General features: G+C 67.2%; 14 protein-coding genes. 8 read left to right on the top strand and 6 right to left on the bottom strand.

Translation table 11 applies throughout. The features are described from left to right. Window positions 1-301 precede the first annotated feature (301 nt). The 4 genes from F1193_RS11760 to F1193_RS11745 form a co-directional block, all read right to left on the bottom strand. Window positions 302-1,414 (bottom strand): polyamine ABC transporter substrate-binding protein, encoded by a 1,113-nt coding sequence (locus F1193_RS11760; RefSeq protein WP_150097958.1) that lies wholly within the window; start codon window positions 1,412-1,414, stop codon window positions 302-304. Window positions 1,415-1,551: 137 nt separating this feature from the next. Beyond that, the gene (locus F1193_RS11755; RefSeq protein ID WP_150097956.1) at window positions 1,552-2,736 is read right to left on the bottom strand and encodes a 3-hydroxyacyl-CoA dehydrogenase; all 1,185 of its coding nucleotides are present in this window, start codon (window positions 2,734-2,736) and stop codon (window positions 1,552-1,554) included. 27 nt (window positions 2,737-2,763) lie between these two features. Continuing rightward, a complete protein-coding gene (locus F1193_RS11750) occupies window positions 2,764-3,588 on the bottom strand; it encodes an OmpA/MotB family protein (protein ID WP_150097954.1) in 825 nt (274 codons plus the stop codon). 24 nt (window positions 3,589-3,612) lie between these two features. Beyond that, window positions 3,613-4,386 carry a motility protein A gene (locus F1193_RS11745; protein WP_150097952.1) on the bottom strand — a complete coding sequence of 258 codons (774 nt, stop codon included), beginning with the start codon at window positions 4,384-4,386 and terminating at the stop codon, window positions 3,613-3,615. A gap of 277 nt (window positions 4,387-4,663) precedes the next feature. Here F1193_RS11745 and F1193_RS11740 point away from each other — a divergent pair, with 277 nt between their 5' ends. The 8 genes from F1193_RS11740 to F1193_RS11705 all read left to right on the top strand — a co-directional run bounded on the left by F1193_RS11740 (window position 4,664) and on the right by F1193_RS11705 (window position 12,463). Then, window positions 4,664-5,368 carry an outer membrane protein gene (locus F1193_RS11740; protein WP_170263558.1) on the top strand — a complete coding sequence of 235 codons (705 nt, stop codon included), beginning with the start codon at window positions 4,664-4,666 and terminating at the stop codon, window positions 5,366-5,368. 284 nt (window positions 5,369-5,652) lie between these two features. After that, the gene (locus tag F1193_RS11735) at window positions 5,653-6,348 is read left to right on the top strand and encodes an outer membrane protein (RefSeq protein WP_170263556.1); all 696 of its coding nucleotides are present in this window, start codon (window positions 5,653-5,655) and stop codon (window positions 6,346-6,348) included. Window positions 6,349-6,457: 109 nt separating this feature from the next. Continuing rightward, the gene (locus F1193_RS11730) at window positions 6,458-7,132 is read left to right on the top strand and encodes an outer membrane protein (RefSeq protein ID WP_170263554.1); all 675 of its coding nucleotides are present in this window, start codon (window positions 6,458-6,460) and stop codon (window positions 7,130-7,132) included. Window positions 7,133-7,532: 400 nt separating this feature from the next. Next, on the top strand, window positions 7,533-8,234 hold the full coding sequence (locus F1193_RS11725) for an outer membrane protein (protein ID WP_150097944.1): 702 nt from the start codon (window positions 7,533-7,535) through the stop codon (window positions 8,232-8,234). Window positions 8,235-8,449: 215 nt separating this feature from the next. After that, window positions 8,450-9,946, top strand: coding sequence for a CoA-acylating methylmalonate-semialdehyde dehydrogenase (locus F1193_RS11720; RefSeq protein ID WP_150097942.1), 1,497 nt, complete (start codon window positions 8,450-8,452; stop codon window positions 9,944-9,946). A gap of 491 nt (window positions 9,947-10,437) precedes the next feature. Beyond that, entirely contained in the window at window positions 10,438-10,998 is a 561-nt protein-coding gene (locus tag F1193_RS11715) for an AprI/Inh family metalloprotease inhibitor (protein WP_150097940.1), read from the top strand. Window positions 10,999-11,300: 302 nt separating this feature from the next. Next, window positions 11,301-11,924 (top strand): AprI/Inh family metalloprotease inhibitor, encoded by a 624-nt coding sequence (locus tag F1193_RS11710; protein WP_150097938.1) that lies wholly within the window; start codon window positions 11,301-11,303, stop codon window positions 11,922-11,924. A gap of 203 nt (window positions 11,925-12,127) precedes the next feature. Next, on the top strand, window positions 12,128-12,463 hold the full coding sequence (locus tag F1193_RS11705; RefSeq protein ID WP_150097936.1) for a hypothetical protein: 336 nt from the start codon (window positions 12,128-12,130) through the stop codon (window positions 12,461-12,463). Window positions 12,464-12,484: 21 nt separating this feature from the next. Here the strand turns inward: F1193_RS11705 and F1193_RS11700 are convergent, their stop codons facing one another. Further along, window positions 12,485-13,804: a TRAP transporter large permease gene (locus tag F1193_RS11700; protein ID WP_246164349.1), complete on the bottom strand. Its 1,320-nt coding sequence runs from the start codon at window positions 13,802-13,804 to the stop codon at window positions 12,485-12,487. Continuing rightward, window positions 13,801-14,301, bottom strand: a complete 501-nt coding sequence (locus tag F1193_RS11695) for a TRAP transporter small permease (RefSeq protein ID WP_170263552.1) — start codon at window positions 14,299-14,301, stop codon at window positions 13,801-13,803. The genes F1193_RS11700 and F1193_RS11695 overlap by 4 nt, the downstream gene beginning before the upstream one ends. Window positions 14,302-14,310 lie beyond the last annotated feature (9 nt).

Below are 14,310 nucleotides of genomic sequence, written 5' to 3'. Positions count from 1 at the left end.
CCCCCCCCAACGGGACATGACCGGGACAAGATCAGACCTCACGATGCGGCCATCACACCGTCGTTCGGCATCGTCGGCGCAATAGCGAACGCGTATTGCGCCGTTCGGGCAGCCGGCCTTGGCGGAATACGCTACGCTATTGCGCCCTACAAAACTCGCCCGGGACGACAGCGGGGAGAGGTCGTCGTCCCGGCCAAGCGGATGAAAGCCGCGCAAGCCGGGACCGTTTTCAGAAAAAGCACCCTTCCGGATAACGGTCCCGGGTCTCGCTCACGCTCGCCCGGGACGGCGAACACTGGAGTCACCGCCCGGTCTTGAACTTGGTCCACAGCCGCGTGCCGACGCGCTGGGTGGCGGCGTCCCAGGGCGTGATGATGAACAGCTTGGCCAGCGTCTCGGGCGGCGGATAGACCGCGGGATCGTTGAGCACGTGCGGCTCGATCAGCGGCTGGCTGGCGAGGTTGCCATTGGCGTAGCTCACCGCGCTCGAATTCTTCGCCGCGATCTCCGGCCGCAGCATGAAGTCGATGAAGGCGTGGGCCTCGTCGATGTTCTTGGCGTCCTTGGGGATGGCGAAATTGTCGAAGAACATCAGCGTGCCCTCGCGCGGAATGGCGAAGGCCACCTGCACCGGCGCGCGCCCGGTCTTCTCGGCGGCCTCGGCCGCGCGCTTCTTGGCCTGCAGCACGTCCCCCGACCAGCCGACCGCGAGGCAGATGTCGCCATTGGCCAGCGCGTTGATGTATTCGGACGAATGGAACTTGCGGATGAACGGCCGCAGCGGCGCCAGCAGCTTCTCGACCTTCTCGAAGTCCGCCTTGTCGCGGCTGTTGGGATCGAGCTTGAGATAGGTCAGCGCCGCGGGAATCAGCTCGTCGGGCGCGTCCAGCACGTGGACGCCGCAATCCTTCAGCCTGGCGAGCTTTGCGGGATCGAACACGATCGACCAGGAATCGATCGGCTCGTCGCCCAGGCGCTCGCGCACCATGTCGACGTTATAGCCGAGGCCGGTGGTGCCCCACATGTAATTGACGCCGTACTCGTTGCCGGGGTCATAGACCGCGAGCTTCCCGGTGACGAACGGCCAGGCATTGACGAGGTTCGGCAGCTTCGACTTGTCGAGCTTGCGGAAGACGCCGGCCTTGATCTGGCGCTGCAGGAAGTTGCCGGAGGGTACGACGACGTCGAAGCCGGTGCGGCCGGCAAGCAGGCGCGTCTCCAGCGTCTCGTTGGAATCGAAGACGTTGTAGCGGACCTCAATGCCGGTCTCCTTGGTAAAGGCGGCAAGCGTCGATTCGTCGATATAGTCCGACCAGTTGAACACCCGCACTTCGCGCGACTCGCCCGCCGCCGGCCACGCCAGCGCCAGCATCGCCGCCAGCGCCACTCCCATCAGTCCGTGCCGCCTTGCCATCTCGCCCTCTCCGGATCGTTTCGCACGGCGCCCTTTGACGCCGAATGCCCTGCGCCACCACGTTAAAACGGGCCGGCAGGCGGTACAACGGGCGCGACGCTTCCGCAGGCGGCGGCGGGCTTCCGGTGGCGCCGACGTCAGTCCGCCAGCCGGCCGACCAGGGCGATGCTCGCCGGCATGTCGAGGCCGTAGCGCTCAAGGAATGGCGCGATCAGCGCCTCGACCGTGGCGCGGCCCAGCGTGTCCATCAGGGCGCAGGGCGGGTGCGCGAACTTGAAGGCGAGCTTGGCGCCGCTGTCGATGGCCGAGGGCGCGGCGACGTCCTCGTCGAGCTCCTGCAGGATGGACAGGAAGGCGGCGCCGCGGATGCGGCCGACCATCGCCGCGTGCCGCGATTCGTCGACCGGGGCCTGCGGCTGGTCGATCTCGAAGCTGGCGTCGGCCTCGCCGACCTCGACCATCTTCGGCGCCGGCGCGTAGAACGGCCCGAGCTCGGCGAGGTTGCGGATGGCGCCGAGATTGATGCGCGGCTTGATCAGGTTCATCACCCGGAACGGACCGGCGGCCGCGCCGAACGCCTCCTCCGCCGCGCGCTCGATCTCGCCGACGGTGCCGGCCCCCTCGCCGAGCAGGCGGGCGGCCTCGTTGGTGTAGGGGCAGAAGAAGCGGTTGAGCGCGAAGCCCGGCGAATCCTTGCAGCGCAAGGCGACCCGCCGCGTCGCCTGCAGGAAGGCCTGCGCCAGATCCGCCGTCTCGGACGCGGTGGTCTCGGCGCTGACCAGCTCGACCACCGGATTGATCTCGGCCGGCGAGAAATAATGCAGGCCGAGGAAGCGGCCGGGATCGGCGACATGGGCGGCAAGGCGCCCCACGCGCAGCGCGCTGGTGTTGGTGGCGATCAGCGCCCCGGGCTGGGCATGGCGCGAGATTTCCTCGAACACCGGCGCCTTGATCGCGAAATCCTCGAACACCGCCTCGATGATCAGATCGGCGCGGGTGACGTCGCCGATGCCGGCGCCGAGTTCGAACCGCGACAGCGCGGCGGCGCGCTCGCGCTCGCTCATCCGCCCCTTCTCCACGAAGCGGGAATAGACCTCCGCCGCGCGCCGCTTGGCCCGTTCGGCCGCAGCGGCGGTGGCGTCGATCACCACGACGTGCATGCCGTTCTGCGCCGCATTGATGGCAATGCCGGTGCCCATGGTGCCGGCACCCACGATGGCAAGACGTCGGTTGATCATCGCAGCGCCCCCCGCCCAATCGGCCCGCCGGCCGAATTCCTCAAGTTCCGCCGTATCGTACGACAGGCGCGCAGGCCACGCCAATCCACCCTTCGCCGGGAAGCACCCCGCTCAGGGCGTGAAGCCCGGCGGCAGCGGCGGCGCTTCCTTCATCAGGGTCAGCGTCACGCGGCGATTGGCCGACAGATAGGGATCGTCCGGAAACATCGGCTCGGTGTCGGCCTTGCCGGTGACCGCGAAGATCTGGGCGCTCGGCACGCCCGTCTCTTCGAGAATCTGGCGCACCGCATTGGCGCGGTCGGCGGACAGATCCCAGGGGCCGTAGCCGGGGCGCGGGGGGGCGCGCGTCGCGGCGGTGTGGCCGGTGATCGAGATACGGTAGGGCATCTGCTTGAGCGGACCGGCAAGCTGGACCAGCACGCGCCGGGCGCGCTCCACCGGCTCCTTCATGCCCTCCGGAAACATCGCGCGCCCGTCCTGGTCGACCAGCGAGATGTCGAGACCGCGCTTCGTCTCCTCCATCATGATGTTCTTCGAGATGTCGCTGATCTCGGGCAGATCCTGCAGCGCTTGGCGAAGCGAGGCGGTCGCCAGCGCAAACTCCATGTCGCGCGAGCGCTGGCCGTTGTCCTTCTCCACATCGGGCTCGACCGGCGCCGGCCTGTCGGTGGCGTCCTCGGGATTGACCTGCCCGACATGCTTGAGCTTCTGGCGCGTCGGCAGGCCATCGACCTCGACCATGCCGGAATAGCGGAACAGCGTCTGGGTGCCGAAAGCCTCGCGCATCGAGCCGGCGACGGTCTGCAGTTTCACCTTGTCCATCGTCGAGAACGCGGTGAGCGTGACGAAGAACATCATCAACAGGCCCATGAGGTCGGCGAACGTCACGTACCAGCCGTGCCCGCCGCCGTGCCCGCCGCCCTTCTTGCGCGCCATCTTGTTCGCCCTCCGCCTTCGCCGTCAGGCCGTGGCCGGTTCGGCGAGCTCGTCGCGCTTGTGCTCGGGCAAGTAGGCCAGCAGCATCTCGCGCACCACGCCCGGGCTCTTGGAGTCGCGGATCATCAGCACGCCGTCGATGATCAGCGAGCGGTTGATCTCCTCGTCGATCAGGCGGCCGTGCAGCTTGTCGGCGAGCGGCAGGCAGACGATGTTGGAAATCACCGCGCCATAGAGCGTGGCGAGCAGCGCCACCGCCATGAACGGCCCGAGCTTGGAGGCGTCGGACATGTTGGCGAACATCTGCACCATGCCGATCAGCGTGCCGACCATGCCGAAGGCCGGCGCGCAGTCGCCGATGGCGCGGTAGACCTTCGAGCCCTCCTCCAGGTGGGTGAGGAAGTTGTCGCGGTCGCGCTCCAGATTGTCGCGGATGAAGTCGCTGTCGTAGCCGTCGGCGACGTAGCGGATGCCCTTGGCCAGGAAGGTGTCCTCGATCACCTCCTTCTCCAGGCCGATCGGCCCCTGCTTGCGCGCCACGTCGGCAAGGTGGGAAATCTGCTCGACAAGGTCGTGCGCGGTAATGCGCCGGAGATTGAAGGCGAACTTCATCCCCATCGGCAGGCCGTGGATGATGGTCGACAGCGGAAAGCGGATCAGCGTGGCGGCCGTGCTGCCACCGAAGATCACGATCGCGGCGTGCTTGTCGACGAACATGCTGACGTCACCGTCCATGACCATCAGCAGCAAAACCGTTCCGATGCCGAGCGCGAAGCCCAGTGCGGTCGCGATATCCATAGAGGCGAGGCTCCCACAGTCGCTGGGAAACCGCCCTGGCGGCGGATCCCGTTCGAGCCGCCATATTCGGAAGCCGAGCTTAATTCCGGGTAAGCGGCCTACCCTAAGCGGATGCATTTGCCTCAAAACACCGAAAGGCGACTATCCCAACGGCAAGTTGTTGCCGCGAAGCAACACAGGCCGGGAAAGCGAAGCAGGTCCAGGAATCCCTCTGTCAAGCCAACTGGGACGGTGCTACCACCATGTCGTGTTTGGTCGTTCTGCAATGGAGGCTGTGATGCGTCGTCTCGTTATTGCGCTGCTTGCCTCGACTGCGCTGGTCGGGACCGCGTCAGCAGCGGATCTCGCTCGCAAGTCGATTGTCTCTGCCCCGGTCGTGATGGCTCCCAACTGGACCGGGTTCTATGTCGGCGGCTTCATCGGCTACGGATGGGGCAGCAACGATTGGTCGTCTCCGGAATTCCCCGGCTGGGGAAGCGTCGGCAATGACTTCGACGGGTTCCTCGGTGGCGCCCAGATCGGTTACGACTATCAGTTCAACAATGTCGTGATCGGTATCCAGGCGGACATCACCGGCGCTTCGCTCGAAAGCAAGTCGGTCTACCTCGACGAATACTACCGGAACGAAGCGTCGTGGATCGCCACCGTGACCGGCCGCCTCGGCTTCGTCGCCGACCGCGCGCTGTTCTACATCAAGGGCGGCGCGGCCTGGGCCGACCATGAGAGCTCCTGGTACTGGGACGTCCTGACCGACAATTCGAGCAGCACCCGCTCTGGCTGGACCCTTGGCGCGGGCATCGAATATGCCTTCGCCCCCAACTGGACGATGTTCCTCGAATACGACTACTACGACTTCGGCGACAAGAATTACTACTTCCCCAACTGGGGTGGTACTTTGAAGGTCGACACCGATGTCAGCGCGGTCAAGATCGGCGTGAACTATCGCTTCGGCGGCCCCTCGGCGGTGTCCGCTCGCTATTGATTGCCCGATACGATCTGCTTCCAAACGTCCTGAACCCCGGCTCCGGCCGGGGTTCTTTTTTGGCCTCGCACCTGCGGTTTTTTCGGTCTCGCGCCCGCGGGACGGAGTCCGCCCGCGACGCCGCGGCCCGGCGCCCGGTCGCGGTTTCCGCTCCGTGGCCGGGAAGACACGGATTATCGGAAAATTTTTCCCAGTAACCCGAGCTTAATTCTGATCGCGCACAAAAGCCGCAGAGCCGAAAGGACACGGTCATGCGGCGTTGCGTATTTGCAGTGGCGGCTTCCTTGCTCGCGGTTGCCCCAGCGTTTGCGGCGGATCTCGCGCGCCGCGCTCCCACCCCCTATTCCGGGGAGCCTGTTGCCGTCACCGACTGGACCGGGATCTATCTCGGCGGCCATGTCGGCTGGGGATGGGTCGAAACCGGCTATTTCGGCACGGCTGCCGACTGGTCGCTGCATCAGGACCATGACGGCTTCCTCGGCGGCGGCCAGATCGGCCTGAACTACCAGATGGACCATTGGGTCGTCGGCCTCGAGGCCGACATCTCCGCCGCCGACCTGTCCGGCGGCACGAACGATCCGGTCGCGCCCGCCTCGCGCTTCGATGCCGAGATCAACTGGCTCGCCACCCTCACCGCGCGCGCCGGCTACGATTTCGGCGGCGTGCTGGTCTACGCCAAGGGCGGCGCCGCCTTCGCCGACCAGAACCTGACCTGGACGGACGGCATCGACTCGGCGACGGCCGAGACCCGCCGCACCGGCTGGACCGCCGGCGGCGGCGTCGAGGTGGCGCTGTCGCCCACCTGGTCGGCCCGGCTGGACTACGCCTACATGGATTTCGGCGCCGACGACACGGTCTTCACCGGCTCGGTCGCGCCGTTCACACCGGCTGTCGACCAGGAGGTTCAGGCCCTGAAATTGGGCGTGAACTACCGCTTCGCACCGGTGCCGCCGGTGCCGCCGGCCAACCGTCCCTATTGAGCTCCACTGTCCGCGCAGGCGGCGGCTTCGCGGACAATCCCCATCCAACCCGCCACTTGCCGGTCCTTCGGGTGTTCCCGCCGGCCCGGCTCCCTTTCAGGAGATGAAAATGCGTCGAATCACCCTTGCCCTGCTGGCGACGACGATGATCGCCGGCACCGCCTCCGCGGCAGACCTGTCGGCCCGCCGCTATGAGCCGGCGGCCGCGGCCTATGCCTTCAGCTGGACCGGCTTCTATGTCGGCGGCCACCTCGGCTATGGCTGGGGCTCGAACGACTGGACCGCCCCGTCGTGGGCCCCCGGCTCGGTCAGCACCGATTTCGACGGGTTCGTCGGCGGCGGCCAGCTCGGCTTCAACTACCAGATGGGCAATATCGTCCTCGGCCTGCAGGGCGACCTTTCCGGCGCCAATCTCGAAGGCAAGGTCTTCGATATCGATGGCGACTGGCTGGAGAACAAGGCGACCTGGATCGCCGCCCTCACCGCCCGCCTCGGCTTCACCGCCGACCGCGCGCTGTTCTACATCAAGGGCGGCGCCGCCTGGACCGACGTCGACAGCACCGCCGTTGTCGGCAACACCGTGTACTCGAAGAGCGAGACCCGCGACGGCTGGACCCTCGGCGCCGGTGTCGAATATGCCTTCGCGCCGAACTGGACGACCTTCGTCGAGTACGACTATTACGACTTCGGCAACAAGAACACGATCTTCGACGGCGATCTCTACAAGGTCGACACCGATGTCAGCGTCGTGAAGGTCGGCGTCAACTACCGCTTCGGCTACTGATCGACGGCCACGCATTCGGCCGCCTATGGGAGCCCCGGCCATGCCGGGGCTCTCTTCGTTTGGCGGGCCGCGCCATCCTTGACCTAGAGCGTCCGATCTGACTGCATCAGATCGGACGCTCTAAGTTTCTGGTTTATCGCATTTTCGCTGACGCGGCCCTTCGGGTCTTTCGCAAAACCGGTATCCACTTTTGCGGAAAATGCTCTAAGCGTTGTGCAGCGCAACACGCAGGGATTGACGGACCCGCTATGCAAAGTTGCTGGTTGCCGTTGCGCCATTCTGCAAATGTTGCATAGCAGCAACAGCCCCTGCGAAAACGCAGCCTTGCACGATTTCGCCATTCTTTGACGCATGGGCGGGTATAAACCGCCGGCTCCATCACACTGGAGACACAAGAACCATGCGTCGTATCGCTCTCGCACTCCTGGCCTCGACCGTGCTGGCCGGCACCGCTTCGGCCGCCGACCTGGCTGCCCGCAAGGCCGCCGCCGCGGCTGCCGCCGCGCCGGTCACCTACGGTGTCAACTGGACCGGCTTCTATCTCGGCGGCCACCTCGGCTATGGCTGGGGCGGCAATGATTGGTCCAACGACGCCTGGAATTGGGGCGTCAGCAACGATTTCGACGGCTTCGTCGGCGGCGGCCAGATCGGCTTCGACTACCAGTTCAACAACATCGTGCTCGGCATCCAGGGCGACATTTCGGGCGCCAGCCTCGAAGGCAAGACTCTCTACGGCATCAACGAGTACAAGAACGAGGCCACTTGGCTCGCCAGCGTGACCGGCCGCATCGGCTTCACCGTCGATCGCGCGCTGTTCTACGTGAAGGGCGGCGTCGCCTGGACCGACCTCGACAATGAAGTCGTTGGCGGCATCTCGAAGAGCGACACCCGCGATGGCTGGACCCTCGGCGGCGGCATCGAATACGCCTTCGCCCCGGACTGGTCGACCTTCGTCGAGTACGACTATTACGACTTCGGCGACAAGAACACCTTCTTCCCGGATGGCTCCTTCGCCAAGGTCGACACCGACGTCAACGTCGTCAAGCTCGGCGTCAACTACCGCTTCGGCGGCGCCTCCGAGCCGCTCGTCCGCAAGTACTGATCTGCCAGGACTGAGCTGCACGGACTGAGCTGCAAGGACTGATCCGTACATCCCGGAACACCGGGCGGATCGTTCCGCACAAAGGCCCCGGCCGTCACGGCCGGGGCTTTTTTTATGTGCGACCTCCGTCGCCTTTCGCACGGCAGCGTCTTTAGCTATGCGTGGAGAGAGCGGGGCAATCACGTCCCCGCATCGACAAACCACGGGAGAGACGCATGCGGGACTACGGGCATTTCATCGGCGGCAAGCACGTGCCGGGCACCTCCGGGCGCTTTGGCGAGGTGTTCCAGCCGATGACCGGCGAGGTGATCGGCAGGGTCGCGCTCGCCACCACCGCCGAGGTTCGCGCGGCGGTCGAGAATGCGAAAGCCGCCCAGCCGGCCTGGGCCGCCACCAATCCGCAGCGCCGCGCCCGCGTGCTGATGGAATTCCTGCGGCTGGTGCAGCGCGACTACGACCAGCTTGCCGAGCTGCTCGCCCGCGAGCATGGCAAGACCATCCCCGACGCCAAGGGCGACATCCAGCGCGGCGTCGAGGTGATCGAGTTCTCGACCGGCGTGCCGCACCTGATGAAGGGCGAGTACACCGACGGCGCCGGCCCCGGCATCGACATCTATTCGATGCGCCAGCCGCTCGGCGTCGTCGCCGGCATCACGCCGTTCAACTTCCCGGCGATGATCCCGATGTGGAAGTTCGGCCCGGCGCTGGCCTGCGGCAACGCCTTCATCCTCAAGCCCTCCGAGCGCGACCCCGGCGTACCGATGAAGCTCGCCGAGCTGCTGCTCGAAGCCGGGCTGCCGGCCGGCGTGCTCAACGTCGTCAATGGCGACAAGGAAGCGGTCGACGCCGTGCTCGACGATCCCGACATCAAGGCGGTCGGCTTCGTCGGCTCGACGCCGGTCGCCGAGCACGTCTATTCGCGCGGCTGCGCGGCGGGCAAGCGCGTGCAATGCTTCGGCGGCGCCAAGAACCACATGATCATCATGCCCGACGCCGACCTCGACCAGGCCGCCGACGCGCTGATCGGCGCCGGCTACGGCTCGGCCGGCGAGCGCTGCATGGCGATCTCGGTGGCGGTGCCGGTGGGCAAGGCCACTGCCGACCGGCTGATCGAGAAGCTGATCCCGCGCGTCGAGGCGCTGAAGATCGGCCCCTCGACCTCGCTCGACGCCGATTACGGCCCGCTGGTCACCAAGGCCCATCTGGAGAAGGTGAAGTCCTACGTCGACCTCGGGGTCAAGGAAGGCGCCAAGCTGGTGGTCGACGGCCGCGGCTTCAAGATGCAGGGCTACGAGAACGGCTTCTACCTGGGCGGCTGCCTGTTCGACGAGGTGACGGCCGACATGCGCATCTACAAGGAGGAGATCTTCGGCCCCGTCCTGGCGGTGGTGCGCGCGCACGACTATGCCGAGGGCCTGAAGCTCGCCAACGACCATGAATACGGCAATGGCGTCGCCATCTTCACCCGCGACGGCGATGCGGCGCGCGACTTCGCCTCCAAGGTCCAGGTCGGCATGATCGGCGTCAATGTGCCGATCCCGGTGCCCTTGGCCTACTACACCTTCGGCGGCTGGAAGCGCTCGTCGTTCGGCGACCTCAACCAGCACGGGCCGGATGCGATTCGCTTCTATTCCCGCACCAAGACGATCACCTCGCGCTGGCCCTCCGGCATCAAGGACGGCGCGGACTTCATCATCCCGACCATGAAGTGATCGAGCCTGCGGCAGCCGATCGCGCCGCGATCGGTGTTGCCGCGATCGGTGATGCAACGATTCGGGGACCGGCTGAGCCGGCGCGGGCTTCGCGCCCCGGTCCCTGACGTACCGTTCGGGCCAGACCTGCGGCCCGGCCAAGACCTGCGGCCCGGCCAAGACCTGCGGCCCGGCCAAGACTTTCGGCCCGGACAAGACTTTCGGCCCGGCCAGCGGCCAAGACCTGCGGCGACCGGCGCCGCCGAACCGGACCGGGACCGGTCCTTCCCCTCAAGATTAAGCCCCAGGTGCCGGCCGATGAGCCGGCACTTCGCTGTCGGGCCGCGGGATCATCCCCGGGGTGGATGGCGCACGAGAGGATTTCATCATTTTTCTGCGGAGTGTTAATAAGACCATCATGGATTGGCCATGGGACGGATGTACCGGCTCCTATGGCCACGTTCCCCGGTTGCTCGATCGAGGATGCGGGGTTGGGATATTGGGGGATTGCTATGCAACCGTTCCGCCGTTTTGCCCTGGTCGCCGGGGCGCTGATGCTGGCAGGCTGCGCAAGCGACGGTACGTCGCTTCTGAGCACCACCGAGCAGGCGCCGCCGCCACCCGCGGCCGAAACCGCCGAAGCGCCGCCGCCCGCGGCCGCGCCGCCGCAGGCCCGCAGCACGCCGGCCCGCTCGACCTCGAAGCCGACGGCGCGCGCCGCCGAAAAAGAGAAGAAGACCGCAAAGACCGAGACGCAGCAGCCCGCCCGCCAGCCCGCCAGCGAAACCGCATCGACCAAGGCGAACTCGCCGTTCAACGGCTCCTGGCAGTTCTCCAACGGCCAGAAGGCCTGCATGATGACGCTGTCGACCGCCAACGGCGCGAGCGGCTCGGTCTCGGCCAGCGGCGACTGCTGGAGCGCCTACTCCAAGGCCAAAAGTTGGAAGCTGCAGGGCAACGAGATGGTGCTGACCGATTCCGGCAACCAGCCGATCGCCCGGATGCAGTCGACCGGCGCCACCCGCTATGACGGCTATGGCGCCGAAGGCGAGCCCGTGGTGCTGGTGCGCTGAGCCGCTTTCGCCGGCTGCTGTGCCGCAATTGCGGGGTCTCAGTGTGAGCCTGCCAGCCGTCCTGCCGTGCATCCCCGTTCGCAAACGGGGTTTGCGGCAACGGAGTGCGGATCTTCGGCCGGCGCGGCCAGACGTGGCATCCGACGAACGGCCGCGGATGACGTCGCTTCGGGCCTTTCGCTCTCGTGAATTTTCTTTCTGGGGATCAGCGATTTCATGAACACGCGCGAGAGGAACCAACGGTCGGCTGCCGGCGTCGTCGGGATCGTCCCGAGCGGCCTCGGCGCTGGAGGCATCCGGGTTTGACCGCTGCCCCGATTCCGCTCCCCCTCGCGGCCCTGCTGCTCGCGGCCACCCTTGCCGGTTGCGCCATCGAGCGCCCTCTGGTGATGGAGTCCGCCCCAGCGGACTCGCCCGTCTCGGCCGCACCGACGGCGCCGGTCACCGGCAGCGCCCTGCCGCCGCCGCCGGGAGCATCGGCCTCGGAGGCCGTCCTGGCGCCGCCGCCCGCGGCACCGCCAGGCCTCTCGTCCAGGGTCTCAAGTGGCGGGTCGACCGGTATTTCAGGCGGCTTTCCGTCGATCATCGACGAGAGCCCGGCGCCACTGCCGCCGAGCGCGGCGAGCGAGCCGCCGCGCATCGCGCCGGGCGCCCAGGCCGCCGGACTTGGCGGCACGTGGACGCTCGCCGGCGATGGCCAGAACTGCCAGATCGTGCTGCGGGAGCCGCCCGCCTCCCGCGCCGGCTGGGCGCAGGCCGAGCCGCAATGCGGCAGTCTCGCCGGCGCGACGAGCTGGACGCTCACCGGCTCCAGCCTGTTCCTCTATGACCGCGACACCCGGCCGCTCGCCCGGCTCACCAGCAGCGGACCGAACCGGTTCGACGGCACCGCGACCCAGGGTGCGACAATCTCGCTCACGCGGTGAGCACCGATCGTGCGAACCGATAACTGCGCTGGCTCGTATAAAAGAGTCTCAGATCGAACTCATCGACAGGTTGTATCTGCTGGCGATGCACGATTTGTTGATCTTTCACGTCCTAGATTCCGCCTCACCTAGCGACAATCATAAACGATGTCGTACACCAATGGTGATGGCGGCAGAATATCAACTGAGATCGTGAGGATGTCATGTTTACCCGTCTGCTCGGTATATCAACGGAATTCACCGCGGCGGCGGCGCTGTCATCGTTCGATGCGTTCGTGACCATCGCGCATCGCATTCCGATACTTGCGTCCGGCCGCGGCCACGACGAGGCGTTCCGCATGGTGTCGGAAAAGGTCGAGGCCGCCATCCAGGGTTCGTTCGATGCGACGCTGGCGGCGGGCGAACTTATCGGCCGCGCCGCCACCGGCAATCTGCCGGCGGCCGACGTGCCGGAGGGCCTCTACTCGGTCAGCAAGGCGGCGCTGAAACCGGCCTACACCCGCGTGCGGGCCAATGCGCGCCGGCTGTCGAGCCAGTGACCTTCGGGATACCCGAAACGATCACCCCAGCAGGCGCACCAGCCCCAGCGACAGGACCGGGAAGGCCACCAGGAGCGAAATCCGCACCAGGTCGGCGGCCAGGAACGGCAGCACGCGGCGGTAGATCGCGGCGATCGGCACCTCGCGGGCGATGGCGCTGACCACGAACACGTTGAGGCCGATCGGCGGCGCGGTGAGGCCGATGCCCACCACCGTGAGCACGAGGATGCCGAACCAGATCGCCGTCTCCTCCGGCGTCAGCCCGAAATCGAGCGACATCATCACCGGGAAGAACACCGGCAAGGTGAGCAGGATCATCGCCAGCTCGTCCATCACCGCGCCGAGCAGGATGTAGACGAGCAAGAGCGCGGCCAGCACGCCATAGGCCGGCAGGCCGGCTTCGATCACCGCCTGGGCCAGCGTGTCCGGCAGCCGCGACAGCGCCAGGAAGCCGTTGAACACCTCGGCGCCGAGCAGGATGAGGAAGATCATCGCCGTGGTCTCGGCGGTCTGGATCATCGCCTGCCGGATCTCGGGCCAGCGCAGGCTGCCCTGGGCCAGACCCACCAGCAGCGTCGCCAGCGCGCCGACCGCGGCAGCCTCGGTGGGCGTGAACACCCCGCCATAGATGCCGCCGACCACGACCAGCGCGATCAGCGCCACCGGCCAGACCCGCAGCAATGCCGTCAGGCGCCCGGCGCGCTCAACCCGGTTCGCCGGCGGCGCGAGCGCCGGGTTGCGCCGCACCCGGACGGCGATCGCGCCGATATAGAGCAGCGTCGCCAGCAGCCCCGGCACCAGCGCCGCCATGAACAGCTTGGCGATGTTCTGCTCGGTGGAGATGGCATAGACCACGATCACCACCGAGGGCGGAACGAGGATGCCGAGCGTGCCGCCGGCCGCCACCGTGGCGGCCGAGAAGCCGGGATCGCAGCGATAGCGCAAAAGCTCGGGCAGGGCTGCGCGGGCAAAGGTGGCGGTGGTGGCGACCGATGAGCCGCACACGGCGCCGAAGCCGGCGCAGGCGGCGATCACCGCGCTGGCGAGCCCCCCGCGGCGATGGCCGATCACGGCTGCCGCCGCCTCGAACAGCGCCCGCGCCAGCCCGCCGCGCTCGGCCAGCGCGCCCATCAGTACGAACAGCGGGATCACCGACAGCGTATAGTTGGCGAAGGTGTAGTAGGGCGTGGTCTTGAGGAAGGCGAGCAGCGGCGCCACGCCGGCAAGCGTGGCATAGCCGGCGGCGCCGACCACCAGCATGGCCAGCCCGACCGGCATGCGCAGCACGATCAGCACCAGCATCGCGGCAAAGCCGGCGACGGCAATCAGAACGCCACTCAAGACCGCCCCTCGAACACCAGACGCAGCGCGCTGACCACGGCGCCGATGGCCAGCCAGACGGCGAGCCCCGCCGCCGCGATCATCGCCCAGCCGACCGGCAGCCCGAGGACCATGGTGGCGGTGCCGTTGGCGAGCGCATCGCGCCCGCCCTGCCACGCGCCCCAGGCGATGATCAGCGCCACCGCGGCATAGAGCACATCCCACAGCGCATCGACCAGGCGGACGGCGCGGGGCGGCCAGTTGCGCGACAGCGTGTCGACGATGACATTGCCGCGCGTCTGCTGGCACAGCGGCAGCATGGCGAACGCCGCCAGCGCGGTGAGCATCTCCACGGTTTCGAAATCGCCGGGAATGCCGCCCTCCCCCAGCCAGCGCAGCAGCACGCTGAGGGTGACGAGGGCGGACAGGGCGACGAGCGCCGCGCCGCCGCCCAGCGCCAGACCGATGGAGATGCGCACCTCCGTCGGCCGGCCGCGGGCGGCCGCGGCGTTCCGCACCGGCTCCTG

It is taken from the genome of Blastochloris sulfoviridis, from assembly GCF_008630065.1.
Taxonomy (GTDB): Bacteria; Pseudomonadota; Alphaproteobacteria; order Rhizobiales; family Xanthobacteraceae; genus Blastochloris; species Blastochloris sulfoviridis.
The sequence above is the reverse complement of the archived record's forward strand: the minus strand, read 5'-3'. Positions and strand labels throughout refer to the sequence as shown.

What these genes read in the sequence shown, in the direction of transcription:
- F1193_RS11760 (WP_150097958.1), bottom strand. Translation starts at nt 1,414, where the DNA reads ATGGCAAGGCGGCACGGACTGATGGGAGTGGCGCTGGCGGCGATGCTG.
- F1193_RS11730 (WP_170263554.1), top strand. Translation starts at nt 6,458, where the DNA reads ATGCGTCGAATCACCCTTGCCCTGCTGGCGACGACGATGATCGCCGGC.
- F1193_RS11720 (WP_150097942.1), top strand. Translation starts at nt 8,450, where the DNA reads ATGCGGGACTACGGGCATTTCATCGGCGGCAAGCACGTGCCGGGCACC.
- F1193_RS11750 (WP_150097954.1), bottom strand. Translation starts at nt 3,588, where the DNA reads ATGGCGCGCAAGAAGGGCGGCGGGCACGGCGGCGGGCACGGCTGGTAC.
- F1193_RS11715 (WP_150097940.1), top strand. Translation starts at nt 10,438, where the DNA reads ATGCAACCGTTCCGCCGTTTTGCCCTGGTCGCCGGGGCGCTGATGCTG.
- F1193_RS11705 (WP_150097936.1), top strand. Translation starts at nt 12,128, where the DNA reads ATGTTTACCCGTCTGCTCGGTATATCAACGGAATTCACCGCGGCGGCG.
- F1193_RS11740 (WP_170263558.1), top strand. Translation starts at nt 4,664, where the DNA reads ATGCGTCGTCTCGTTATTGCGCTGCTTGCCTCGACTGCGCTGGTCGGG.
- F1193_RS11725 (WP_150097944.1), top strand. Translation starts at nt 7,533, where the DNA reads ATGCGTCGTATCGCTCTCGCACTCCTGGCCTCGACCGTGCTGGCCGGC.
- F1193_RS11745 (WP_150097952.1), bottom strand. Translation starts at nt 4,386, where the DNA reads ATGGATATCGCGACCGCACTGGGCTTCGCGCTCGGCATCGGAACGGTT.